20 protein-coding genes are annotated in these 23138 nt (G+C 60.4%); 8 read left to right on the plus strand and 12 right to left on the minus strand.

Features of this window, described 5'->3' with window-relative positions; genetic code table 11:
- Positions 1–435: 435 nt before the first annotated feature.
- The 4 genes from OSA81_07720 to gcvH form a co-directional block, all read right to left on the minus strand.
- A complete protein-coding gene (locus tag OSA81_07720; GenBank protein ID MDE0898888.1) occupies positions 436–693 on the minus strand; it encodes an ABC transporter ATP-binding protein in 258 nt (85 codons plus the stop codon).
- Between the two features lie 111 nt (positions 694–804).
- On the minus strand, positions 805–1644 hold the full coding sequence (locus OSA81_07725; protein ID MDE0898889.1) for a biotin/lipoate A/B protein ligase family protein: 840 nt from the start codon (positions 1642–1644) through the stop codon (positions 805–807).
- A gap of 35 nt (positions 1645–1679) precedes the next feature.
- Complete coding sequence (gene gcvP, locus OSA81_07730; GenBank protein ID MDE0898890.1) at positions 1680–4550, minus strand: aminomethyl-transferring glycine dehydrogenase; 2871 nt, start codon at positions 4548–4550, stop codon at positions 1680–1682.
- Positions 4551–4640: 90 nt separating this feature from the next.
- Positions 4641–5027, minus strand: coding sequence for a glycine cleavage system protein GcvH (gene gcvH, locus OSA81_07735; GenBank protein ID MDE0898891.1), 387 nt, complete (start codon positions 5025–5027; stop codon positions 4641–4643).
- Between the two features lie 694 nt (positions 5028–5721).
- On the opposite strand from gcvH, the gene OSA81_07740 reads away from it, so the two are divergent.
- From OSA81_07740 to OSA81_07755, 4 genes are all read left to right on the plus strand, one after another.
- A complete protein-coding gene (locus OSA81_07740) occupies positions 5722–6885 on the plus strand; it encodes an acyl-CoA dehydrogenase (protein MDE0898892.1) in 1164 nt (387 codons plus the stop codon).
- Positions 6882–7079, plus strand: coding sequence for a twin-arginine translocase TatA/TatE family subunit (locus OSA81_07745; protein ID MDE0898893.1), 198 nt, complete (start codon positions 6882–6884; stop codon positions 7077–7079). The genes OSA81_07740 and OSA81_07745 overlap by 4 nt, the downstream gene beginning before the upstream one ends.
- A 55-nt stretch (positions 7080–7134) precedes the next feature.
- On the plus strand, positions 7135–7965 hold the full coding sequence (locus OSA81_07750) for an RNA methyltransferase (GenBank protein MDE0898894.1): 831 nt from the start codon (positions 7135–7137) through the stop codon (positions 7963–7965).
- A gap of 124 nt (positions 7966–8089) precedes the next feature.
- Positions 8090–9634, plus strand: coding sequence for a sensor domain-containing diguanylate cyclase (locus tag OSA81_07755; GenBank protein ID MDE0898895.1), 1545 nt, complete (start codon positions 8090–8092; stop codon positions 9632–9634).
- A 120-nt stretch (positions 9635–9754) separates the two neighbouring features.
- Here OSA81_07755 and OSA81_07760 read toward each other — a convergent pair whose 3' ends face one another.
- The 8 genes from OSA81_07760 to OSA81_07795 all read right to left on the minus strand — a co-directional run bounded on the left by OSA81_07760 (position 9755) and on the right by OSA81_07795 (position 18522).
- A complete protein-coding gene (locus OSA81_07760; GenBank protein MDE0898896.1) occupies positions 9755–10249 on the minus strand; it encodes an FKBP-type peptidyl-prolyl cis-trans isomerase in 495 nt (164 codons plus the stop codon).
- A 2-nt stretch (positions 10250–10251) separates the two neighbouring features.
- Positions 10252–10746, minus strand: a complete 495-nt coding sequence (locus OSA81_07765) for an FKBP-type peptidyl-prolyl cis-trans isomerase (protein ID MDE0898897.1) — start codon at positions 10744–10746, stop codon at positions 10252–10254.
- A 276-nt stretch (positions 10747–11022) separates the two neighbouring features.
- Positions 11023–12324 (minus strand): hypothetical protein, encoded by a 1302-nt coding sequence (locus tag OSA81_07770; protein ID MDE0898898.1) that lies wholly within the window; start codon positions 12322–12324, stop codon positions 11023–11025.
- A gap of 1 nt (position 12325) precedes the next feature.
- A complete protein-coding gene (locus OSA81_07775; protein MDE0898899.1) occupies positions 12326–12955 on the minus strand; it encodes a cytochrome c in 630 nt (209 codons plus the stop codon).
- Positions 12948–13466: a DUF3341 domain-containing protein gene (locus OSA81_07780; GenBank protein ID MDE0898900.1), complete on the minus strand. Its 519-nt coding sequence runs from the start codon at positions 13464–13466 to the stop codon at positions 12948–12950. Before OSA81_07780 ends, OSA81_07775 begins: the two co-directional genes overlap by 8 nt.
- Positions 13463–14857 (minus strand): polysulfide reductase NrfD, encoded by a 1395-nt coding sequence (nrfD, locus tag OSA81_07785; protein ID MDE0898901.1) that lies wholly within the window; start codon positions 14855–14857, stop codon positions 13463–13465. Before nrfD ends, OSA81_07780 begins: the two co-directional genes overlap by 4 nt.
- Entirely contained in the window at positions 14857–17877 is a 3021-nt protein-coding gene (locus tag OSA81_07790; protein MDE0898902.1) for a 4Fe-4S dicluster domain-containing protein, read from the minus strand. Before OSA81_07790 ends, nrfD begins: the two co-directional genes overlap by 1 nt.
- 18 nt (positions 17878–17895) lie before the next feature.
- Entirely contained in the window at positions 17896–18522 is a 627-nt protein-coding gene (locus OSA81_07795; GenBank protein MDE0898903.1) for a cytochrome c3 family protein, read from the minus strand.
- Positions 18523–18702: 180 nt separating this feature from the next.
- Between OSA81_07795 and OSA81_07800 the strand changes: the two genes are divergently transcribed.
- The 4 genes from OSA81_07800 to OSA81_07815 all read left to right on the plus strand — a co-directional run bounded on the left by OSA81_07800 (position 18703) and on the right by OSA81_07815 (position 23125).
- On the plus strand, positions 18703–19686 hold the full coding sequence (locus OSA81_07800; GenBank protein MDE0898904.1) for a MoxR family ATPase: 984 nt from the start codon (positions 18703–18705) through the stop codon (positions 19684–19686).
- Positions 19687–19819: 133 nt separating this feature from the next.
- Positions 19820–20779, plus strand: coding sequence for a DUF58 domain-containing protein (locus tag OSA81_07805; protein ID MDE0898905.1), 960 nt, complete (start codon positions 19820–19822; stop codon positions 20777–20779).
- Entirely contained in the window at positions 20776–22791 is a 2016-nt protein-coding gene (locus OSA81_07810; protein ID MDE0898906.1) for a transglutaminaseTgpA domain-containing protein, read from the plus strand. Before OSA81_07805 ends, OSA81_07810 begins: the two co-directional genes overlap by 4 nt.
- Before the next feature lie 31 nt (positions 22792–22822).
- On the plus strand, positions 22823–23125 hold the full coding sequence (locus OSA81_07815) for a hypothetical protein (GenBank protein MDE0898907.1): 303 nt from the start codon (positions 22823–22825) through the stop codon (positions 23123–23125).
- Positions 23126–23138 lie beyond the last annotated feature (13 nt).

The following is a 23138-nucleotide window of genomic DNA, read 5'->3' on the forward strand; positions in this document are numbered from 1 at the left end:
GTTCTTCGATTGTCATGACAGAGCCCTTCCACACCGAAGCGCAGAAGGGCGGGTTTCAACAGGATCGCAACATGGCCCGGCCCTGAAAGAGTGTCAAGCCCTTGTTTTGGCCCCGAAATCAGAGTTTTGCCAAACTACAAAACAACCTGCACCCAACCGGGTCGTGGCAGGTAGTACCTCGATGCACCGGGCATCTTTGATCAGGCTCGGACATCGTGGGTGAAACGGACATCCCGAGGGAGGTCTGCTGGGGCTCGGGACGTCACCCTGGAGGACGATTCGCTCTTTATTTTTGCGGGCTTCTGGATTTGGACGAGAGATCGAGGAGAGCAAAGCTCGGGTGTACTGGTGCTGCGGATCACGGTACAGGTCCGTCGTCTCCGCGAGCTCCACAATGCGGCCGAGATACATGACCGTGACCCGATCGCTGACGTGCTAAACGAGGGTCAGGTCGTGAGCAATGAAGCGGTAGGTCAACCCGAGTTCGCTCTGCAGGTCAGCGAGCAAGTTGATGCCCTGCGCCTGAACCGACGCATCGAGCGCGCTCACTGGTTCAGTCAGGATCAGGAAGTAGAGTTCGACCGAAAGCGCACGGGCGATGTCCAGACGCTGACGTTGGTCCCCGCTGAACTCGTGCGGATACCGGTCGATGTGCTCCGCCCGAAGGTCAACTTTCCCAGGGAGTTCGACCAACCGCTCACGCCGGTTCCGCCCCCCCCAGTCCGTGAACTTTCAGGACCTTCTCGAGCATTGCGGCAACAGACATCCACAGATTCAGAGAGCCGAACGGACCTTGAAAGACGATCAGCGTCGCCAAGTCCACGCTTCGGTCCCGTATCGGGAGGCAACCAGATGCTCGGCCGTTTCCAGTTCGTCAGACCGGTACGCGCCGACGCTCCACGCACCCCGGAATGCGCTTTCCATTTCACGTGTTACCGCTGCGGCCACTTGGTCGGATCCAACGCCCGACACCAGCGCATCCAATGTCACGGGATTTCCGCCCTCGGCAGATGCTGCAGGCCAATCGTCACCGACACAAATCGTGGCGAGCCTCGACTGGTCCTCCGTGAGGAGAATCGACCCGTGCTGCAGCAGGGCTCCATCAACCCTCGCCTGAGCGCTACCCACAAGCTTTCGGCCCTCGGAAACCACCTCGCCCTGAGCTGGAGACTGGAAGCAGGGCCCGGAAGCGAGGGGAGCGATACCACCTGAACCCGACATCGTGACGGGCGCCCCGAGCGACTGAAGCGCCGAGGCCAGCGCCCGATTGATTTCGATATAGCCCGCCCGTGCACCGCCGATCCGGCGCATCGGCGCGACGACCGAGTACGTGAGTTCCGCGTCGTGGAGGACTGCTCGCCCGCCCGTGGGCCTGCGCACCAGATCGATGCCCAGTTCGGTGGCACGCTCAAGCGAATACCGGCCAGCCGCAGGCTCATTTCTGCCGAAGGAGACAGTGGGCGACTCCCAGTCGTACAAACGAAGGACAGCCTCATCAACGCAGAGATTCGAAGCGAGCGCGTGATCGATAGCCATGTTCCAGGCGCCAGACCTCGGTGGATCGTGCAGGACCCGCCACGACAGCGCGGCGCGGGTCGGGCCTCTGGTTCCGCCGGTTGACCCGGGCAGCGTGGTCATCGTCATCAGCTCGGAGTCATGCGTTTTCCGTCATCGTGCCGCTATTCGTCCGAGTACGCCTCGATCGGTGGACACGAGCACATCAGGTTCCGATCACCGTACGCATTGTCCACTCGCCTGACCACCGGCCAGAACTTCATGTCCCTGGTCCAGGGAGCGGGCCAGGCTGCATGGCTACGCGTATACGCATGGTCCCATTCATCTCCCGTCACCATCGCCGCGGTGTGTGGCGCATTTTTCAGGGCATTGTCTTCGGTGTCGGAAATGCCGATCTCGACCTGTTCGATCTCAACGCGTATCGAAATCAAGGCATCTACAAAGCGGTCAAGCTCACGCATGTGCTCTGATTCAGTCGGCTCGATCATGAGCGTGCCAGCCACCGGGAATGACACTGTCGGCGCATGAAAGCCGTAGTCGATGAGGCGCTTCGCCACGTCCTCCTCAGTGATGCCTGTCGTCCGCTTGAGAGGACGCAAGTCAACGATGAACTCATGCGCGACGAGGCCGTGCTCACCTCGATAAAGAATGTCAAAATGCGGCTCGAGTCGCTTCGCCATGTAGTTGGCATTGAGAATCGCGATCTCTGAAGCGCGCCTTACTCCAGTCCTGCCGAGCATCGCAATGTAAGCCCAGGAGATGACGAGAATGCTCGCGCTCCCCCACGCGGCTCCCGACACCGCACCGATCGCCTTGGAGCCACCGGTCTGCTGAACGGTATGACTCGGAAGGAATGGAGCCAGCTTCTCGTTACAGCAGATCGGCCCCATGCCCGGACCGCCGCCACCGTGTGGAATGGCGAAGGTCTTGTGCAGGTTGATGTGGCAGACGTCAGCTCCGTAGTCGCCCGGTCGTGCGAGGCCAACCTGTGCGTTCAGATTCGCTCCATCCAGGTAGACCATGCCACCGTTCTCGTGCACCATCCGACAGGCATCACTGATGCCTTCCTCGAACACACCGTGGGTCGACGGATAGGTGACCATGAACGCGGCCAAATTAGCAGAGTGTTCGGTCGCCTTCGCTTGAAGATCGTCGAGGTCGATCGTGCCCTCAGTCGTGCTCTTTACCACGACGACTTTCATACCAGCCATGACCGCAGAAGCGGGATTCGTGCCGTGAGCGGAAGAAGGAATCAGACACACGTTGCGGTGAGTGTCACCGCGATCCTCATGGTAACCACGGATGACAAGCAGCCCCGCGTACTCCCCCTGAGCTCCCGAATTCGGCTGGAGCGAGGTCGCGGTGAATCCGCTGATCTCGGCGAGCCAAGTCTCAAGCTCCCGAAAGATCGTCGCGTAGCCCTCAGTCTGGTCGGCGGGCGCACACGGATGAAGACCCCCAATCTCGGGCCAGGTCACCCCAGCCATCTGGCTGGTCGCATTCAACTTCATCGTGCACGATCCAAGCGCGATCATGCTCGTGTTCAAAGAGAGATCACGAGATTCGAGCTTGTGCAGATACCGAAGCATCTCGGTCTCAGAATGGTAGCGATTGAAGACCTCATGCTCGAGGTATCCCGAGGTGCGTCGAGCCCACTCCGGTAGTCCGGGCGCACCCCCATCTTCGGATAGTGAGCGAGCAGAGAAGGTCGGCTTCGCTCCACCATTGAACGCGATGAACAGGTCATCGAGATCCTCCGGCTGTGTCACCTCGTCCAGGGCGATGCCGAGCGTGCCATCACGGAAGTCGCGAAGGTTGATTCCACGCTCGTTCGCCAACGCGAGTACGTGTCCGGCGTCCCCGTCTGGCCGCACCCTGATCGTGTCGAAAAAAACGTCCGTCAGCAGCTCATGCCCCAACAAGCCCAGTCCATCTGAAAGGACACCCGTGAGATTACGGATCCGCTCAGCAATACGACGGACGCCATCCGGTCCGTGGTACACCGCATATGCGCCGGCCATGATGGCTAGCAGCACCTGGGCGGTGCAGATGTTGGAAGTGGCCTTCTCGCGGCGGATGTGCTGTTCCCGGGTCTGCAAAGCCATCCGGAGCGCGGGCTTGCCATCCGCATCCTGTGAAACCCCGATAATTCGGCCCGGCAACTTCCGTTTGAACGACTCGCGAGCGGACATGAAAGCAGCGTGCGGCCCACCGAAACCCATGGGCACTCCGAACCGCTGTGAGTTCCCAACGACAACATCCGCGCCCCACTCTCCCGGAGGAGTGAGGAGTGCCAGCGCCATGAGATCCGTTGCGACGACAACGGTCGCATTCACTTCGTGCGCGCGGGTCGCGACCTGGCTGTAGTCCAAGACCCGGCCGTCAGTCGCAGGGTATTGGAGCAGAACCCCAAAGACATCCTCGCTGAGATCTACGCTCAAGTGATCCCCTACAAGGACCTCGATCCCGAGCGGCCATGCCCGCGTCTTCACCACGTCGATCGTCTGGGGGTGACAAAGCTCCGACACAAAGAACGTGTTCGCGTCCCCCTTCGCCTCTCCGTGAGCCAAGTGCATGGCTTCCGCAGCGGCCGTAGCCTCGTCGAGAAGCGACGCGTTCGCGATCTGAAGACCGGTCAGATCCATCACCATCGTCTGATAGTTCAGGAGTGCCTCGAGTCGACCCTGAGCAATCTCCGCCTGGTACGGCGTGTACTGCGTATACCAGCCGGGGTTCTCCATGATGTTGCGCAGTATGACGCCCGGCGTGTGCGTGTCGCTGTACCCCATCCCAAGCAACGATCGGAAGACACGATTTCCCCCTGCGATGTCCTTCAGGCGGGCCAACAGCGCGGCTTCAGTCAGGGCCTCAGGAATCGAAAGAGCGCCCTTCATCCGAATCCGTGCGGGGACCACGTCGTCCACCAGCTTGTCCACAGAGTCGTACCCGATCGTGCCGAGCATCGCGTCGAGAGAACTCGCGTTCGGGCCCAAGTGTCGCGCTTCAAAGTCCGGTGCCGCATCAATCCGTGTCATCGTATCTCTTGTGAGAGGGCCACGGCCACCCTAAGGCGGACGCGGCCCGATCCATCATAATCAGTGCAGTTTTGGGGATTCCAGCTCGGGTTAGCCGATGTGCTCCGCGTATCCGTCCGAACTGAGCAGACCAGCCACTTCGCCTGGGTCAGCCAGCTTGAGCTTTATCATCCAGCCCGCGCCATACGGGTCCGAATTCACGAGCGACGGATCATCGTCGAGTGCGTCATTCACAGCCACGACTTCGCCCTGCAGCGGGCAAAAAAGGTCGCTGACCGCCTTTACGGCCTCGATCGTGCCGAAGACATCCATCTTGCTGAAGCTCGTGCCACCATCCGGGAGTTCGACGAACACCACGTCTCCCAATTCACCCTGCGCGTAATCCGTCACTCCGATGGCGTACACACCGTCCTCGTCGGTCGGCTTCAAATATTCGTGCTCTTCCGTGTAGTGCAGATCGCTCGGGATATCAGACATTGGTGTCTCCAGCGGGTTCGTCGGGCGGGGTGTCGAATGTGCGGATCGTGGGCAACGTGCAGAGGTGTATCGCGCCTGAGGATGACGGGGTATCGGGCCGAGGTCAAGAACTCCTACCCTCGCTCGCACTCCCCCTTCTCTGCACCCGCGTTCTTGGTCTGAATCTTGAAACCCAGGCCATGTTTTGATGAACTCATTGCTCCGCTCCGTGCAGACACGGTATCCGGCGCCTCCGTACTCGCCCTGGCTGCCTCGGACGTTGTTCGTCTCGCTGCCGGTGAGACCACTCGAGGAGCTTCGGTGAGGATCAGTCAACTGATCTGTGATGGCTCCACTTGTCTCACTCATTGACGAGGTGGTGGCGGCCATTGAGGGCACCGGCTCTCTCGAAAGTGGCAGCCTCGCAGCCACACGGGCCGCTGACGATTTCCGACCCGCGATGGACGACCCGCATATGGAATCAGTACTTCGAGGTCATGCCGATCGAATACATCCCTGCCATCGCCACAGACCGCGGGCTTGGTGTCGGTCCCGGAACTCGATGACTCAAGGGCGGCCCTGGTGCTCTCCGCCAGGCTCCGTGCGTTCGCCCAGGCGAAAGAACGGGGGCATCGCGGCGCCTTCCCTCCAAACAGGTGCTCAACCGGATTAGATTCCCCAGCGAACCACTTCAGGCCCGAGCCCCAACAGTCCGATGTCGCTAATTACTTCAGCACGGCCCCCGCTCACCGACCTCACCGAGCGAGAGCGCATGTTCCAGGAAGCCGTGCGTGACTTCGCGACGGCTGAGATCGCGCCCAACGTCGCGAGGATGGACGAGACCGCACAGATGGATCCAGAACTCATCACCCAGCTTTTTGAAATGGGATTGATGGGAATCGAGATCCCCGAGTCACTCGGCGGCACGGGCGCCGACTTCTTTACGTCGGCTCTCATCGTCGAGGAACTATCACGGGTCGACCCCTCCGTGGCCGTCCTTGTGGACGTTCAGAACACACTCTTCATCAACGCACTTCTGCGTTGGGCTACGAGTGAGCAGAAAGAGCGCCTGCTCCCTCGCCTCGCGTCGGACACAGTCGGCGCATACGCACTTTCGGAGGCGGGAAGTGGCTCCGATGCGTTCGCTCTGTCATGCCGAGCAACCGTCGATGGCGACGACTGGATCCTGAACGGTCACAAGCTGTGGATCACAAACGGCCACGAGGCGGGCTTGTACATCGTCTTTGCCACCGTGGACCCGGGCGCAGGCTACAAAGGGATCACCGCCTTCCTCGTTGAGCGCGAGTCGGAGGGCTTCTCGATCGGGAAGAAGGAGGACAAGCTCGGGATTCGAGCCTCGTCGACAACTGAACTCGTCTTCGAAGACGTCCGTGTTCCCGGCGCCAACGTTCTCGGGGAGGTCGGGATGGGCTACAGGACGGCAATTGAAACGCTAAACGAAGGGAGGATCGGCATCGGTGCACAGATGGTGGGCCTCGCGCAGGGCGCTCTCGACCACACCGTCCGGTATGTTCGGGAAAGAGAGCAGTTTGGTCGGGCGATCGGATCCTTCCAAGGCGTCCAATTCCAACTCGCCGAAATGGCTACCCAGATCGAAGCTGCACGGCTCCTCGTTTACAACGCCGCGAGACTGAAGGATGCCGGCCAGCCGTTCGTGACCCAGGCCGCCATGGCAAAGCTGTTCGCCTCCGAAGCGGCCCAGAGGGTGGCGTCCACCTGCATTGACCTGCATGGTGGATACGGCTTTACCAAAGAATACCCGGTCGAAAAGTTATACCGCGACGCGAAGATCGGGACCATTTATGAAGGCACGTCCAATATGCAGAAGCAGACGATCGCCAAGGCACTCCTGCGATGATCGGACTCACGACAGGGCTCGGACTCATCACATTTGGCGTTACAGAGGCATTGTTCGTGTTCGCCATCATCACGATGCTTTTTGGGGCGAAGAAGATACCTGCCCTAGCGAAGGGCCTGGGCAGCGGTATTCGCAACTTCAAGGGCCAGTTGCGAGCACCGGACGACGACAACGACGACGACGGGGCGGTCTGACCGCGGCTGAGATCGGCTGCGGAATGAGCAGGCCCGGGGTGAAAGCGAGCCTCCCATGTCCGTAGACAAGAGACTGTCCCGTATTGCGGTCGTTCTCGATCATCCAAAGAACGTGGTGAACATCGGCGGCGTTCTTCGGGTCATGAAGAACTTCGGGATGACCGACCTGCGGCTTGTGAACCCTGACGAGTTCGACGCGTATCGTCTCGAGGGCATTGCCCACCGCACTCTCGATTTGATCGAGGCGTGCACCATGCACGACACCCTCGACGACGCCCTTTCCGACGTTTCCTACGTAGTAGGCACGACCGCGCGAAGCAGGACCGCTGGGCGTACGTACGCCCGACCACGAGAACTGGCTGTTGAGATCGGTCACCGCACCCAAGAGGGGAAAGTTGCGATCCTCTTCGGACGGGAAGACCGAGGGCTCACGAACGATGCACTCGATCGTTGTCATTCAGTGGCCATTATCCCCACGAGCCCTGAGTACTCGAGCCTTAACCTAGCGCAGGCGATGCTCGTGCTGGCGTACGAAATCTTCGTCGAGGTCGATGGCGGCAGGGAGGAAATGCCAAAGGGCCGTCGTGCCACACGACCTCCAACTCAAGGAGAGCTGGAGCAAACCTTTGATGCGCTCGCCGATGGGCTGACCCGGATCGAATTCTACAAATCCCGGAAGCCGGAAGCAGTCATGCGCACGCTCCGAACCGTGATATCACGAGCGGATCCTGACCTGCGCGAGGCGAAGCTGTTTCAAGCCGTCGGATACGAGATCGGAAATTTCCTCGATCGCGAGGAGATCGCAGGACCAGGGGCTCCTTCGAGGAGTCGGTCCGCGCCAGCCGGGGAGCCAGTTGGTGATTCAGACGACAGCCCAACAGAATAGCTCCACCTTGAAGCGCTTCCCGCGACAAATGGCACATTGTGGGTAGGCCACGGGCCACACATTATGGGTGCGCTGTAGCCAATTTTGGGTTGCCATGACCCGACACGAAAATTGACGCCTAGCCATGTCTCAATCCGATCGCCAAAGCACGGTTACTCAGGATGCGGATCGCTACCGCAACCTGCTTGAGGCCAGCCAACGGCTCGGGGCGAAGCTCAGCCCCGAGGAGCTTCATGAGGCGATTTATCGAGAGGCATCTCAGGTCGTCAGCGCTCCAGGCTTCTACCTCGCACTCTACGATCAAGGTCGAGACCTCGCACGCGTCGTATATCGAGCCGAACACGGTCATGGCCGAGAGGTTGATGTGCCGTTTCGAGGGTCCGACTCAGGAGTCATCACAAGTCAGAAACCCTCAGTCGTCAGCGATGTCACACCTGATGCATTTCTGCAAGCGCTGAATGAAGACGTACCGGATCCGGCCACTTCCGCGATCGTCGCTCCGCTCATACATAATGGGCGGGTGCTTGGTGTGATCTGCGCTCAGAGCTACGAGGACGAGGCTTATTCTGATTCGGAGCTCAAGGTCCTAGAAGGAATCGGGAGCGTGGCCGCCGTGTCCATATATAACTCGCAGCAGCTCGCTGATCTGGACCGGCGGCGGAGAGAGGCTGAACAGCTCGAGGAGATCGGGCGTGCGCTGACCGGAAAACTGGACCCGGATCAGGTCGTGGGCCTCGTTATTTCTGCGGTCTCCGATGTTCTTGATGTCGATGGAGTAGCCGTCTGGCTCAAGGATCCACGCAAAGTCGGTATGTTCAGCGTTGCTGACTCTGGCGGAGAGATCGCGCTTCCCATTGGGCTCGAGTGGGAGCTCGCTGGCGAACTACTCGACCGGCTCGTCGATCAGAGCGAGCCCGTGATGCTGGACAACCTAGTCAACTCTAAGGACCTACCGGATCACGTCGCTGAGCACCTCACAGGGGGATCCGTCGTCGGGGTACCGCTGGTGTTCGGCGGACAAGTCGAGGGTGTGCTCACCGCGGGCAGTCGGCAGGCCTACCGGTTCACCCGCGAGGATGTCGCCGTGCTGCAGCGGCTTGCCAGTCAGGCCTGCGTTGCGTTGGGGAACGCTCGCTTGCATGCGAACCTCCACGCCCTGTCCCTGACAGACCCGCTCACCGCCCTACCAAACCGCCGGTGTCTCCAGATTCATCTGGATCATGAGGTCGCCGCCGCCCGCCGCGGTCGCCCCATGTCGATCGCTATTTTCGATATCGACAACTTCAAACGCTACAACGATACCCTTGGCCATGTCGCCGGAGACGAAATTCTCGTAGCCATCGGCCAAGTGCTTTCTGCCGAAAACCGTGCGATGGATATCGTGGCCCGCTATGGAGGCGATGAGTTCGTGTCGGCGCTTTCCCAGACAGACATCGAGGGGGTGCGACACTTCGTGGAACGCGTCCAAAAGCGTATCGGCGAGAATGAGACTCTCGTGAAGTTTGGAATCTCCATATCGATTGGATGCGCTGAATTCGATCCGGGAACGATGGCGAGCGTAAACGATCTACTGCGGGCCGCAGACGCCGACATGTACGAGGCGAAAGCGAAGAGACATGCAGCTGAAGGCCGCCGAGAAGTAAGGACCGTCCGTCGGGGAGACGCTTAGTCACCGCCGACTGAGCGCACTCTGATCAATGGATGCCATACCGGAGCCAGCAGGTGCCACGGCTCTCAGGCCAAGGGTAGGATCGGCGAGAACTCCAACACCTCACCGGTTCACAGCCCCCTAAGACGTCACTCCCAGCACAACCACCTCATAGACAACCACCGAATCCGGCGGAACGAGCTGGTTTCCCTGCAAGTCAAATAGCCCCAGGCCGCCATAAGCACGGTTAGGCGGAACAATCATCAGTCGCTTACCGCCAACCCGAGTGTTCAGAATTCCGTCTTCAATTCCTGAAACCACCCTGTTGTTGCCCATGAGAAAGGTGATCTCTCCCATCTGGAACTGAGTCCCGTCTGGGAGCCAGCCAGTAAGCAACACGGTAATCGCCAGGCCGAAAGCGGCCTCATCCCCGCTCCCTTCAACGATGTCTTTGAAGTACACGCCCGTGCTGCGTCGCTGCATCGTGGTGAGGTCGATACCCAAGCTCGCCGCGAACTCCGTCTCCGAGACGACATCGACTACCTCAGTCGGTGTTTCACTACACGCGACCAGGGCGGTGAGGACCAGGCCGAGCGACATCCGTCGGGCTAGCTTGGGCACTCGAAAGGAACCCATGGTCAGTTCCCCTGCGCGGTGCCGCCGCCTGTCGGATCAAGCGGAATCGAGTCGACCGTGATATCGAACACGAGGACCGATCCGGCGGGTATCGCGCTCTGGACCTGATCTCCGTAGCCCAGCTCCGGCGGGATCACGACCTTCCGCGTTCCTTTCTCCAACATGCCCAGCACCCCCTGCTCGAAGCCGGCGATGACCTGTCGTTGCCCCATGAGAAAGCTGAACTCGCCGGTGCCGAACTGGCTTCCGTCGGCCAGATAGCCGGAGTAGGTCACGAGCAACTCTGAGTTACTAAGCACCTCTAAGCCAGCGCCGATTTCGAGATCCTCGATGTAGACCCCCGAAGGGAGCATTTCCATCCGGGCGAGATCTACGTTCAGGCTCGTCGCGAATTCCAGCTCCTCGACCACTTGGGTCGAACTGTTATCGCAGGCGCCCAAAGCGGCGCCAAAGGCGAGGGAGAGAAGCCCTCCGGCTCTTGAGTTGAGCTTCTTCATACGGACCATCCGTCTCAATAGTCGAATCAGTACCAGATCAGCCATCCCACCAGCCCGTTCCCTTCGCCACACGTCCCGCTCAGAAGCGAGGCTCGCGCGACTCAAAGAGGGCTTCGCGGCCTAGGAACCTGCCGCACCACAAAAAGGTCAGCCTCTCCAGCCTTCTCGCGGAAGTACTCCTTTCTTTACGCTAGCCAGTCCATTGGATTTCGCGCCAGATATGAAAGCGCCGCCTAGTGACCAGCGCAGCAGATCCAGTACCCGAGAAACGACTCCCTAGTCACCAGCCACAGGCACCGGCAATTCCGCCTCGAGCGGTTCCGGATCGACCATCGGCTGCCACAGCTGCAGGACCGGGAACGTCGAGAAGAACCAGCGAACGGATCCGAGATAGAGCCCCAAGAACATCAAACCGATGAGCGGCTGCCAAATGGTGAAGACGGGGTCCCCTTCGTGGTGCAGGCTCGGCGCCACCATACCGTACCGCTCAAGCCAGAGGCCGAGCATGATGATCGAAGCGAAGAACCCGTAGATCGGCGGCTTCATCTTCGGCTTCCGACCGATGAGCCCAATGAACGGCACAACGAAGCAGAGCAGGACCGTGATGGTCGAGTAGGTACCCCAGGTTATTCCGGAGCGACGGATGATCCACGCCTGCTCCCAGGGCAACTTGCCGTACCAGATGACAATGTACTGGGAGAAGAAGAGATATCCCCAGAAAACGGTGAAGGCGAATGTCAACTTGCCGATGTCGTGGCGTTGCTGAAGCCCGATCAGGTTTGAGATGTCTTTGTGCTTAGTCCGCAGATAGATGCTCCACAAACCGGTCACAGCTACGCCACCCCAGAACGCTCCCATGAAGTACCAAGGGCCAAACATGGTGCTGAACCAGTGCGGCTCCAGCGACATTGCCCAGTCGTACGCGACGATCGTCATGACGAAGGCGTAGATGAGCGCCATCGCGGGGCCCATCGTTGTCATGCGATGGTAACTGTTGACCTCTTCCTGTTCCTGACCCATCCAGCCCTGGGCGAGCTTGGTACGCCAGGAGGCCCGCCGTGCGTCATCTTCGTCAGCACCTGCTGTCCGGCCCATATCCGGCCGGACCGCAAGGTAGACGAAGTAGCAGCCGAGACCGAATAGGACCGCGAGACCGACCACATTTCGTGTGATCAGAAACGGCATATTCAGGTAAGCTGCCTTTTTTTGAACGATGGCATCGGTGGCCATCATCTCGATCCACGGGAAGTAACTGTCCCCGAGGAAGAGCATCGGCAGCATCAGTACGAAGGCGATGGGCAGGAACGCCGCACTCGCCTGACTGACACGCCGCACAGACCAGTTCCACTTCGCCTTCACGATCCAAGTTGCGATCGCAAACATGACGCTTCCCATCGCGATGCTTGAGAAGAACATCCAGTTCGTGATGTAACTGACCCAAGCCGACTGCGCATCCTGTGTCAGCCGTACGACAAACGCGAGGAGACCCACCACGAAGAACGCGGCGGTGACCATCGTCATCGTCTTGTCGCGGGGGAGATACCGGACCGGGACCTCGGAGGGAATGTGATGATGCATGTTAGTTCCCCGCCTCGCTCTGGAGCTGTCTCACGTAGTTCACCACGTGCCAACGGTCAAAGTGAGTGATCCGACTGCCGTACTCGGGCATAAGCCCTCGGCCGACACGCACCATGGCATAGATATATTGGTCCGAATACGCGGCGACTTGTGCCCCCGATACATTGTATACCGGAAGCAAGGGGTGCTTGTCAGCGATGTTGGCATTCGCGCCGACGCCGTCCGGCCCGTGACAAACCACACAGAACCGGTTGTAGATCTCTTCGCCTCGCTCGAGAGACGCAGGCGACGTCGGATCCGTCGGATTCGTCATCCCTTGAATCGCAGGGCCGCCCACGCCCGGCACACCGAGCTCGAACTGCGTGAAGTAGGGAATCACCACTCCTTCGGGCTGACCGAGATTCACGGTACCGTCCTCAGCGGGATAGTTGCCCGCAGAAAAGGGCACCGCATTCTCAGGTGCCCTGCGCGGATTCTCGTATGGGTCAAACGAACGCTGATCGCGCATCGAGCGTCCGAACACAGCCACCATCCCGTCGTCCAGAGGCTTGCAACCGCCGAGTGTCATCAGTGCGAGAACGGCCACCATCGGGCGTAGTATCCTCGACTGGGTCGTAGCGCGCTTACGCATCGGCGGCACCCTCACGAAGCTCGATGGGTTCCCCTGCGTTCATGATCTTCCGTGCTTCCTCAAGGCGATCACCATCCGCCTCGATGTAGACGCCGTACCGTCCCGCTGTGAACTCAGGGTCGTAGACGACCGCGGGCTTCACGTTGGGGAGGCGGCTCAGAATGAAAAGTCCGATGACCGTGGACAGTGCACCGAACAGCACAGTCATCTCGAAGGCGATCGGCACAAATGCGGGAATCGATATGATTGGCTTTCCACCGACGACCAGCGGCCACTCAGCCGACGTCCAGCTCGTGAACGCAAACCCTGCAGCGGTGCCCGTCAGCGCGCCGACGAGCGTGAACACACGGACAGGACTCTGATCGTAGCCAAGCGCATCCTCAATGTGATGCTCTGGATACGGAGCGTAGGCTTTGATGTCCTTGAAGCCAGCCTTTCTCAATCCTTCGATCGCATCGACCGTCGAGTCGAGGTACTCGTACGAGGCGAGAATTCCTTGCGCGGTACTCATGTGTGCGCCTCTTCGGCCGCATGGTCGGAATTCTTCTTCCGCATCGGCGGAGGCAGAACCTCCTTGAGCTCCTGAATCGCGATGGGCGGAATCAATCGCGTGAAGAGCAGGAACCAGAACGAGAACCAGCCGAAGCTCCCGACCAGAATCATCATCTCGACGGTTGATGGCCGGTAGATACCCCAGGCGAACGGCTCATATTCATGGTGCAGCGACGTCACGACGATGACGTACCGCTCGAACCACATCCCGATATTCACGAAAATCGAGATGGCGAAGAGAGCGGGGATCGAGCGCCGAACACGCTTGAACCAGAGCATCATTGGAACGAAGCCGTTGCAGATCAGCATGATCCACGTGGCCCACCAGTACGTTCCGAAGAGCCTGTTCCAGAAAGCGGACCGCTCGATTTCCTCTCCGCTGTACCAAGCGAGAAAGAACTCGGAGAGGTATGCGTAAAAAACGATCATCGACGTGAGTAGGCACAGTTTCGCCATCGCGTCGAAGTGCTTCACCGTCAGATAGGCTTCGAGCCGGAAGACCTTGCGAAGCGGAACGGTGAGAGTGATCACCATCGCCACGCCCGAGTAGATCGCACCTGCGACAAAATACGGCGCGAAAATCGTGGCGTGCCAGCCTGGGACGATCGACATCGCAAAGTCCCACGACACGACCGAGTGGACTGAAAGCACCAGCGGCGTCGCGAGAGCCGCGAGGAAGATGTAGGCCTTCCCGAAGTGGTGCCATTGACGGTCCGTGCCCTGCCAGCCCAACGAAATCACGTTGTACAGCTTCCGACGCAAGCCCGTGGCGCGGTCACGCGCTGCCGCGACATCGGGGACAGTCCCGAGGTAGAAGAACACCGCAGAGACCGTGAAATACGTGGTGACCGCAAAGACATCCCAGACCAATGGCGACTTGAAGTTCGGCCAGAGAAAACGCGAGTTCGGGTACGGGATGAGCCAATAGGCATGCCACACCCGCCCAACGTGAATCAGCGGGAAGAGTCCCGCGGTCATCACAGCGAAAACCGTCATGGCCTCCGCGGCCCGATAGATGGATTGACGCCATGGCGCGCGGAACAAGAACAGAATGGCCGAAATCAGCGTTCCGGAGTGGGCGATACCAACCCAGAACACGAAGGTGGTGATGTAGACACCCCAACCGACTGGCGACATCAGGCCACTGACGCCGATGCCTTTGTAGATCTGGTAGAACCAGGCTCCCAGGAACATGCCGACGCCCGCCACGGACAGCCCGAAGAGCATCCACCACACCTTACCGGGGGTGGACATCATCTTCAGGACATCGCGGTTTACATCATCGAGACGCTTGACGTCCGGATGAGTCAGGGCACCACGTTCTCTGGATCCAGGAGTGTTCATCGGCATCAGCCGTGCCCTCCCGATACCTCGTGGAACGTGACCTTCTTCAGGTAGTTCACAGCCGGCTGCGTGTTGATGAGCTCGTCGAGCACCTTGTAGGTCCTCTCGTTGGCGACGATCTCGGAGACACGCGATTCAGGATCCCGAATGTTTCCAAACACAATTGCTTCGGCCGGACAACTCTGCTGACAAGCCGGCACGATCTCGCCGTCTCGCACGTCGCGACCCTCCTCCAGCGCCGCTCGGTTTTCCGCATCACGGATTCGCTGCATGCAGAAGGAGCACTTCTCCATGATACCGTTCGTGCGAACAGTGACGTCCGGATTCCACTGCCAAGTCATCGGCTCAGGGACGTTCTCATCCGTGTACCGATACCAATTGAAAACGCGAACCTTGTAAGGGCAGTTGTTCGCGCAGTACCGGGTCCCGACGCAGCGATTGTAGATCTGCGCGTTGACACCTTCGGGTGTGTGGTACGTCGCATAGACAGGGCAAACCGGCTCACACGGCGCATTCCCACAGTGCTGACAAATCATCGGCAGGAAACGGACGTCGAGCTCACTCGCCTGTGTAGCATCGACATGCTCGTAGTACCGCTCGATGCGGACCCAATTCATGTCACGGCCCATGACCACTTGGTCTTCTCCGACCCAAGGCACGTTGTTCTCGGCATGACAAGCTGTCACACAAGCGCTGCACCCCGTGCACTTGTCTAGGTCGATCGCCATCGCCCAGCGCGGCCCTTCGTGGGCATCCGCGTAGAGGCCGTGATCTGCACCAGGGAGAGGGAAAGCGGTGGCCGCTCCATCATGTGCCGGAACCGGCTGAACACCCCCGTATCCCTGCAATTCCTGCAGTTCCTCATGATGCGCACCCTCCGCCTCGGCCTCTTCATGACCCAGGCTCGCGAAGGCTATCGCCGGCGCGATCGGACGATCGTACTGCTGGTTCGACCCCTCGATTGTCGCCATCCGACGGCGTTCACCGGTCGGAACGACCGACACCGTGGTCACAACCATCACGAAGGCGCCCGAAGGCTGTTCAGCGATCGCAGGCAAAAGGTCCAGAGCGTTGACGCCCTGTCCTGTCGCCCACCGGCCCATCTTCGTATGGCCACCGCCCAGCGCCAGCGCGACCGAATCTTCTCGGATCCCGGGGTAGGTCCAGACCGGCACATCGACAGTGCCGTGCGGAGAAGTGACCGTCACGATGTCACCCTCGCGAACTCCCCGAGCCTCGGCTGTAACTGGATTCATCTCCAGCCACGAATGCCATGTGATCTTAGAAACCGGGTCAGGTAGCTCCTGCATCCAGGGACTGTTGGAAAAATCTCCACCCCCGAACTTCGGAGAGGGGTGCACGATCAACGTGAGATCGCCGCCCTGATCGAAGGCCGGCACGTCAAAGCTCAGGGCCAAATCAGGTGACCGGAGCTGGGGCATCATCGCCGCACGGGCCATGCCCATTTCCATGACGCCCGTCCGGAGGTGGCTGCGCCACATCTCCTCAAAGGCCGCCGGATCGTTCGCGTGCATCGCCTGGTGAGGCGCCCGCAGATACTCGTAGAATGTCGTCGCGCCGAGGTCATTGCCGAGGTGAGCGGAGACGGAAATGAGTGCGTCTCCAGCCTGCTTCGAGTCAAAGTGCGGCACAGCCTGCATGACTGGCTGCTGAATTCCGGTCACGCCCTCACGCGGGTTTGAATCGCCCCACGATTCGAGAAAGTGTCGGTCCGGCATAATGAGGTCCGCGAGAGCGGTCGTCTCATCCATGGCGGAAGCAAAGGACACCTTGAACGGTACTTGCTCGAACGCGCTGTTGAATCCGGAGGCCTCAGGAAGCGAGTACGCCGGGTTCGTACCGTGAACGATCGCCACACCGACCTGCCCGCTCGCCATGGCATTGATCGCGGCAGCCATGTCCGAGAACGAAGTCGAGGCTGCTGTGGGTCCGCCACCAATGTTGATGGTGCTCCCGATATTGCCCGCAACGTCATTCAGAATCAGAACTGCCAGATTCGCCGCGGTTGCGTTCCGATGGTGCGCTCCAACTCCGGGCCCCATGGCGAGGCTCGGACCTTCACTCGAGAAACGGTCAGCGAGTTCACGGATCGACTCTTCACTCACACCGGCGGCTTCGGCTGCCCCCGCGATGCTGTAAGACTGCAGCAGGTTCGCGTACGGGCCGGTCGGGTTCGGACCCGCGATATGCGACGCCATTCCGAGTGCGACAGCGGCTTCGGACCCAGGTCGGATCGGAATCCACTGGTCAGCGTTAAGCCCGGTCGTCGAGAGCCGCGGCCCTAGGTATACGAAACGCCCCTTGTCGTTCCCCTCGGCATCGACCGCGCTCATCTGGGCGAGGCCCTTGTTGTGCGCTACCGGCGAGGAACCGCCGTCGATGAAGTCGTTCCCAAACGAAAGGAGGACCCGAGCCCGCCCTACGTCATACGACGGGAGTTCGTCCACTCCGTAGGCGATGCGAGTCGCCTCACGAAGCGGGGCGTCTGACACCGCGTCGTATTCGACTCTCGTGCCGCCGACTCCCGCAACGAACTGATCGACGAGCCTGCTCATGGTCGGGCCCATGTGCCCGCCAACGAACATGACGTTGCCGCTGGTACGAATCCGCGCCGCGAGCAACCGCTCAGCCTCGTCCCATGTCCCCTGACGGAAGCGATCGCCCTCGCGGATCATCGGCCCGTGAAAACGATCGGGATTGTAGAGGTGCTGAAGCGTCGCGTGCCCGCGTGAGCAAAGCCCGCCCTGGGAAACCGGATGGTCGGGGTTGCCCTCGACTTTTACGGCCCGCCCTTCACGGGTCCGCACCCACATACCGCACTGCGCCGAGCAACCGCCACAGGTCGTCGCATACCACGTTGCCACGCCAGGCGTGATCTCTTCGTCCGCAACTACATAAGGAAGGAGCTTCTCGACCTCGCTGGTGCCGCAGCCGGTCATGGTCGCTCCGGCGCCGGAGACGCCTAGGACCTTAAGGAAGTCGCGTCGCTTGATGCCGTCAGTCATATGGTTTGATTCTCCCAGCTAGTAGTGACAGACGGAGCAGTCTGTGGATGCCTGCTGCTCGCCGGTCGCCGGATCCGGCTCCCGATGGCATTCCACACACCAACCCATGTTGTCACCACCCCAGACCGGGTCTCTCTCGGAAAGCACGCCCATCTCCTGTACCTCACCGTGACACTGCTGGCACTCAAGGCCTGCACTGACGTGCCGCATGTGAGGGAAATGGGCATGGTCGGAAATCTTGTAAATACGATTCCATGGAATCGGCTCGTCACGATCCATGTACTCCTGGATCTTCGCGATCTCGGTTTGCTGCTCCGGGGTCGTGCCCTGCACGACTTGGTGGCAGCCCCAGCACGTCGAGACAGGCGGTATACCTGCGTCAACCGAGCGTTCTGCCGAGAAGTGGCAGAACTGGCAGTTCATGTTGTTCTGCCCGGGCTCGCTGCCCGCATGTTGATCATGGGGAAAGGCAATGGGCTGCCCAGATTCGGCCACTACGGCCTCACCCTCGGCACCCCCACCCTGAACAAAGGCGAGACCCCCCAGCGCAAACACGCAGGCGAGTCCTCCGATCAGCCAGTTCTTTTTCATGTCGAAGCCACGGCTCTCTGGCAAGGCATCGCGCCCTTGAGAAATCGGGCGCAAGGTGGGTTTTTCCGCGTCACACAAGGCTTGTGACAAACAGAACTTGACCCTTGAAACGGCATGAAGCTACCGGAATCCCGCGTGCGAGGTCAAGACGGACGAGGCCCCCGATCAAGAACCCTTTTCGCCACGCGAGTGTTATATTTTTTCGCCTTCGACCCGCCCGTGTGAGGCGCATCTTTGTCCGACACGACCGCTGCCGTACAGACGAGCGAATCTCACCCCTCTCTCGAACTGCTCGACCACCTCGTTCAGGAGGTCGAGACTGTCTTTCACGGGAAGGGAAAGGTTGTCCGCCTCGCCGTCGCCGCCCTGCTCGCGCGCGGCCACATTCTCTTCGAGGACGTACCCGGCGTGGGCAAGACCACGCTCGCCCACGCGCTTGCCAAGGCGCTCGGCCTGAGCTTCCGCCGGATCCAGTTCACCTCTGACCTGCTTCCATCGGACGTACTCGGGGTCTCAATCTACAACCCCCAAACGGCACAGTTCGAGACACGGAAGGGCCCGATCTTCACGAACGTCGTGGTTGCAGATGAGATCAATCGTGCCCCGCCGCGGACCCAGAGCGGGCTTCTCGAAGCGATGCAGGACGGTCGCGTCACGATCGACGATCAGACGTTTGACCTTCCTTCGCCGTTCATGGTCATGGCGACACAGAATCCGCTCGAGCATCATGGAACGTACCCGTTGCCCGAGAGTCAGCTCGACCGCTTCCTGATGCGCATCACGATCGGCTACCCAGACGATGAGGCAGAACGCAAGATCCTGACAGAGTCTAGGTCACTGGCTCCGGTGGTCGATCGCCTGCGAACAGTGCTGTCGCCCGCTCAGGTGAGCGCCTTGCAGGATCGTATCGAGGAGGTAGTGGTGGATCCCGCGATCCTCGACTACCTCATGGCGATCGTCCAGAGGACGCGCACCACGCCAAAGCTGCGAATGGGTGTCAGCCCTCGGGGGAACATCTCTGTGTTCAGGGCCGCTCGCGCGTATGCGCTGACTCGGGGACGGACCTATCTGATTCCGGACGACGTGCGCGATCTCATTATCCCGTGTCTGGCTCACCGGATTCTTCCCGCCGGTGCTTCCGGTAGCACGTACGACGTCCATAACGAGACCGCGGTGATCCTCGAAGGTATCCTCGGAGAGGTCGAGGCTCCGTTTTGACCGTCCGGTGATAGGACGACTGATCGCTAGCCTTCGGAGCACGCGCGCGCGACTCCGCGCCTGGCGGCGCATTCATTTCACCTCGGGCGGGATCGCTTTCACGTTAGGAACGGTGGCTGTCGCGTGCGCCGCGATGAATACCGGCAACAACCTCTTATACCTGTTGATGGGCTCGATGCTGGGCTTCATCACGGTCAGCATCTGGCTCTCCGAGCAAGCGATCCGCGGGCTGCGAATCGAGAGGCGCTCCCCACGAGCTGTCACCGTCGGTCACGACCTGCGCCTTACCTATGAGGTCACGAACCAGAAGACCCGTCTGCCGTCGCTCGCGGTGGAAATCTCGGAGGACGGCCTCCCGGACCGAGCATTTCTCGCCCACGTGCCGCCCGGAGGCCATGAGACCGTGTGTTCGCTCAACTCGTTCGTGCGGCGCGGCATCTATTCGCTGAACATCGTGACTCTCTCGACAGGCTTTCCCTTCGGCCTCTTCCAGAAAGAACGTGACGTTGAGCTCGCCGGCGAAATCCTGGTCTGGCCACGGACGGATCGGCCAGTGCGAGAAACGAGCCCGGGTTCGGGAGGTACCGCACGTGCCAGCTCCGCAGCCAAAGGAGCCACAGGGTCGCGCGGCGAGTACCGGAGCCTGCGAACATACCGAGCCGGAGATGACTCTCGGGACATCCACTGGAAATCGTCCGCCCGAATGCGTGAACCCGTGATCCGGGAGTACGAGCGAGACGGTGTCGAGACACGATGGATCTGCCTGGATCTGGGCGCGGAACCAGGTGAAGCGGCAGAGGTCGCAGTCGAGGTCACAGCATCGCTGGCCGCAAGGGCGATAGCTCAACAACGGCCGTTCGCACTCGTGTCTGGCAAGGACGTACTGGAGCCCGGGGATGGCGTCGGTCAACTCGAACGTGCGCTCGACATCCTCGCGCGCGCCGATTTCCGTCCGGACGCGCCCGCACCCGCACCCCCGATCGATCTGCAGGCGTGTGTCCTTGTTTCGGTCGACGGACGTCCAGGATTCGGCGACACGATTACTGTTGGGAGAGAAGCGACGCTTCGCCTCGAGAAAGAGTACGATTCTTGAATCTCCGCCTCGTCCATCGACGCCTGGCAGTACTCATGGGCCTCGCCGGCCTGGCTGCATTCGCGGGGAGAGCAGGGTTCGAGCCGATGCCGGCGTCGCTCGCCATCATCGCACTTGGAGTCGCACTGTTCTGGCACCCGGAGAAGGCGCTCTCCGACCGGCTCGAGCGCGTCTGGTTACCACTCGCCGCATTACTCGCAGGCAGGGCGCTTTTTCATTTCTTCGTGGTCCGCGACGACATAGTAATTCCGGTGGTCGACCTGCTCCTGCTGCTGCTCTCAGCGGAGGCCCTAAGGGCGCTCGAATCGCGCAATGACCTTCGGCTGTACGCTCTCTCGTTCGCCCTCATCCTGGCGGCGACCGCATATCGCCCGGGCATACTTTTCCTGATAGCCTTCGTCGCCTATGTGGGCTTGGCGACGGTGACTCTCATGGTGGGGCACCTCCGGCGGCAGTCGGAGCGCCATGGAGTCGCAGAGGCGCTCCTAGGTCGGGGCATGCTGGCAACAACGGGAGCACTGTCGGGAGTAATCCTGGCCGTCGCGCTCGTCATCTTCGTGACCTTCCCTCGCGTGTCTCAGGGCTGGGCTGGGCGGGGTGACACCCCGGTCACCTCGATCGCAGGCTTCAGTGATCAGATCTCAATCGGTGAGCACGGGTCGACGATTCTCGGGAATCCGCAGATTGTGCTAAGGGTCGAGTTCCCGGACGGCCGGCCAGGCAATGTGGGTGACCTGCATTGGCGTGGTCGATCCTATGACCGATTTGATGGCGTCCGCTGGATCCGGTCCCAGAATCTTCCACCATCCGCCGCCCCGACCTCGTGGTACAGGGAACGATGGAGTGGAGAAATCATTGAACAGAGAATTTTCGGAGCTGCGCTCGACGAGAGAGTGCTGTTCGCGTTGCATCCGGCGCTCGTCATCGACTCGGACAACGGCATCCAGCCGCTGTTCGACAATGCCGGAGACTACCTCTACTGGGGTTCTGGCACACCGGCTTACACAGCCTTCTCTCCCTCAGGAATTCCCTCCGCTGAAGACCTGAGGCGTCCCGCGAGAGGATACCGCCCGTCTAACGATCACTTTCTTCAGTTGCCGCGAAGGCTCGACCCAAGGATCGCCGAGCTCTCGGACTCACTGACCGCTGGCATCGACAATCGATACGACCAGGCTGTCACCATTCGGAACTGGCTACAGACGTTCGGCTATACCCGCCAACTCCCGACCACCGCTCGCCAAGCCACACTTGAGCACTTCCTCTTCGAACGGCGTGCCGGGCATTGCGAATATTTCAGTACAGCTATGGTCGTCATGCTCCGAAGCCTTGGCATTGAAGCGAGAAACGTGAACGGATTTCTCGGCGGCCAGTGGAGTGACTTCGGGAACTACCTAGCGGTGACGCAGAATGAGGCGCATGCCTGGGTGGAAGCGTGGTTCCCGGGATACGGCTGGGTGACGTTTGACCCGACCCCATCCGGCGATGGCTCGACCGAAATCTTCTCCTCGTGGTTCTGGCCGGGCCGCATTCTCTTCGACGGAATTCAGCACGGCTGGAACAAGTGGGTGCTCGACTACAGTGTTGATGACCAGGTTGGTATCTTCGCGGGATTACTCGGAGAGCGAACTGGCGAACAGGACGCCCCATCCGCCCCACTGAGCGACGAACGGGGTCCGGTTCCGCTTGGCTTGGTCGCATTGCTCACAGTCGCGGCCCTGGGCGTGTACGGGGCGCGTCGGGGTGGCCAACGCCTCGGTCCCTCGACCCAGATGTATCTGCAACTCCGCTCTGTGACGCAGCGGGCCGGAATCCCCGTGAATCCGGGCGTGACGCCGTTGCTGCTCGTCGAGCGGATTAAAAATGCCAAGGAGGCGGCCGGTCGACCCGCCGAACGTGTGGTCGACTTTTATCTCCGGGCACGCTACGGACAAGAGCCGCTCCGGCACTCAGATCTGCGTGAAATGAAGAACGCCCTCAATACGGCCAAGAAGACTCTGAGGTCCAAGCCGTGACGCGTGGCTTCGAATTCCCTATCGTGCTTCTATGAATTCAACCTCCCCCCGCTCCGTCGAGTACCCTGCCCCCGTTGTGCACATCGCGACAATCGCGCACGAGGGTCTTCTCTGGGATGTTTACCTAGACTTCGAGAGTGATCCGCTCCGCCCCGTGAATTTCCGGGCTCGCATGCGTTTCGAGCCTCCATCCGGAACAGAAGGAGCAGCGTCGACGCAGACAACTGTCATCATAATCGAGGACAGCTATGATGACGCAGTCGCGAAGGCGCACCGATTCGATGATCGGCAACTGAAGGGGCTCCTCCGGTCGACCCTCCCAGAAATTGACTAAGGCCTGAATGAAG

The sequence above is a fragment of the Longimicrobiales bacterium genome (genome assembly GCA_028823235.1).
Classification (GTDB): Bacteria; Gemmatimonadota; Gemmatimonadetes; order Longimicrobiales; family Gaopeijiaceae; genus UBA2589.

Coding starts and splice junctions, on each gene's coding strand:
- OSA81_07725 (MDE0898889.1), bottom strand. CDS start 1,644: ATGACGATGACCACGCTGCCCGGGTCAACCGGCGGAACCAGAGGCCCG.
- gcvP (MDE0898890.1), bottom strand. CDS start 4,550: ATGACACGGATTGATGCGGCACCGGACTTTGAAGCGCGACACTTGGGC.
- gcvH (MDE0898891.1), bottom strand. CDS start 5,027: ATGTCTGATATCCCGAGCGATCTGCACTACACGGAAGAGCACGAATAT.
- OSA81_07740 (MDE0898892.1), top strand. CDS start 5,722: ATGTCGCTAATTACTTCAGCACGGCCCCCGCTCACCGACCTCACCGAG.
- OSA81_07745 (MDE0898893.1), top strand. CDS start 6,882: ATGATCGGACTCACGACAGGGCTCGGACTCATCACATTTGGCGTTACA.
- OSA81_07750 (MDE0898894.1), top strand. CDS start 7,135: ATGTCCGTAGACAAGAGACTGTCCCGTATTGCGGTCGTTCTCGATCAT.
- OSA81_07755 (MDE0898895.1), top strand. CDS start 8,090: ATGTCTCAATCCGATCGCCAAAGCACGGTTACTCAGGATGCGGATCGC.
- OSA81_07760 (MDE0898896.1), bottom strand. CDS start 10,249: ATGGGTTCCTTTCGAGTGCCCAAGCTAGCCCGACGGATGTCGCTCGGC.
- OSA81_07765 (MDE0898897.1), bottom strand. CDS start 10,746: ATGAAGAAGCTCAACTCAAGAGCCGGAGGGCTTCTCTCCCTCGCCTTT.
- OSA81_07770 (MDE0898898.1), bottom strand. CDS start 12,324: ATGCATCATCACATTCCCTCCGAGGTCCCGGTCCGGTATCTCCCCCGC.
- OSA81_07775 (MDE0898899.1), bottom strand. CDS start 12,955: ATGCGTAAGCGCGCTACGACCCAGTCGAGGATACTACGCCCGATGGTG.
- OSA81_07780 (MDE0898900.1), bottom strand. CDS start 13,466: ATGAGTACCGCGCAAGGAATTCTCGCCTCGTACGAGTACCTCGACTCG.
- nrfD (MDE0898901.1), bottom strand. CDS start 14,857: ATGCCGATGAACACTCCTGGATCCAGAGAACGTGGTGCCCTGACTCAT.
- OSA81_07790 (MDE0898902.1), bottom strand. CDS start 17,877: ATGACTGACGGCATCAAGCGACGCGACTTCCTTAAGGTCCTAGGCGTC.
- OSA81_07805 (MDE0898905.1), top strand. CDS start 19,820: ATGAATACCGGCAACAACCTCTTATACCTGTTGATGGGCTCGATGCTG.
- OSA81_07815 (MDE0898907.1), top strand. CDS start 22,823: ATGAATTCAACCTCCCCCCGCTCCGTCGAGTACCCTGCCCCCGTTGTG.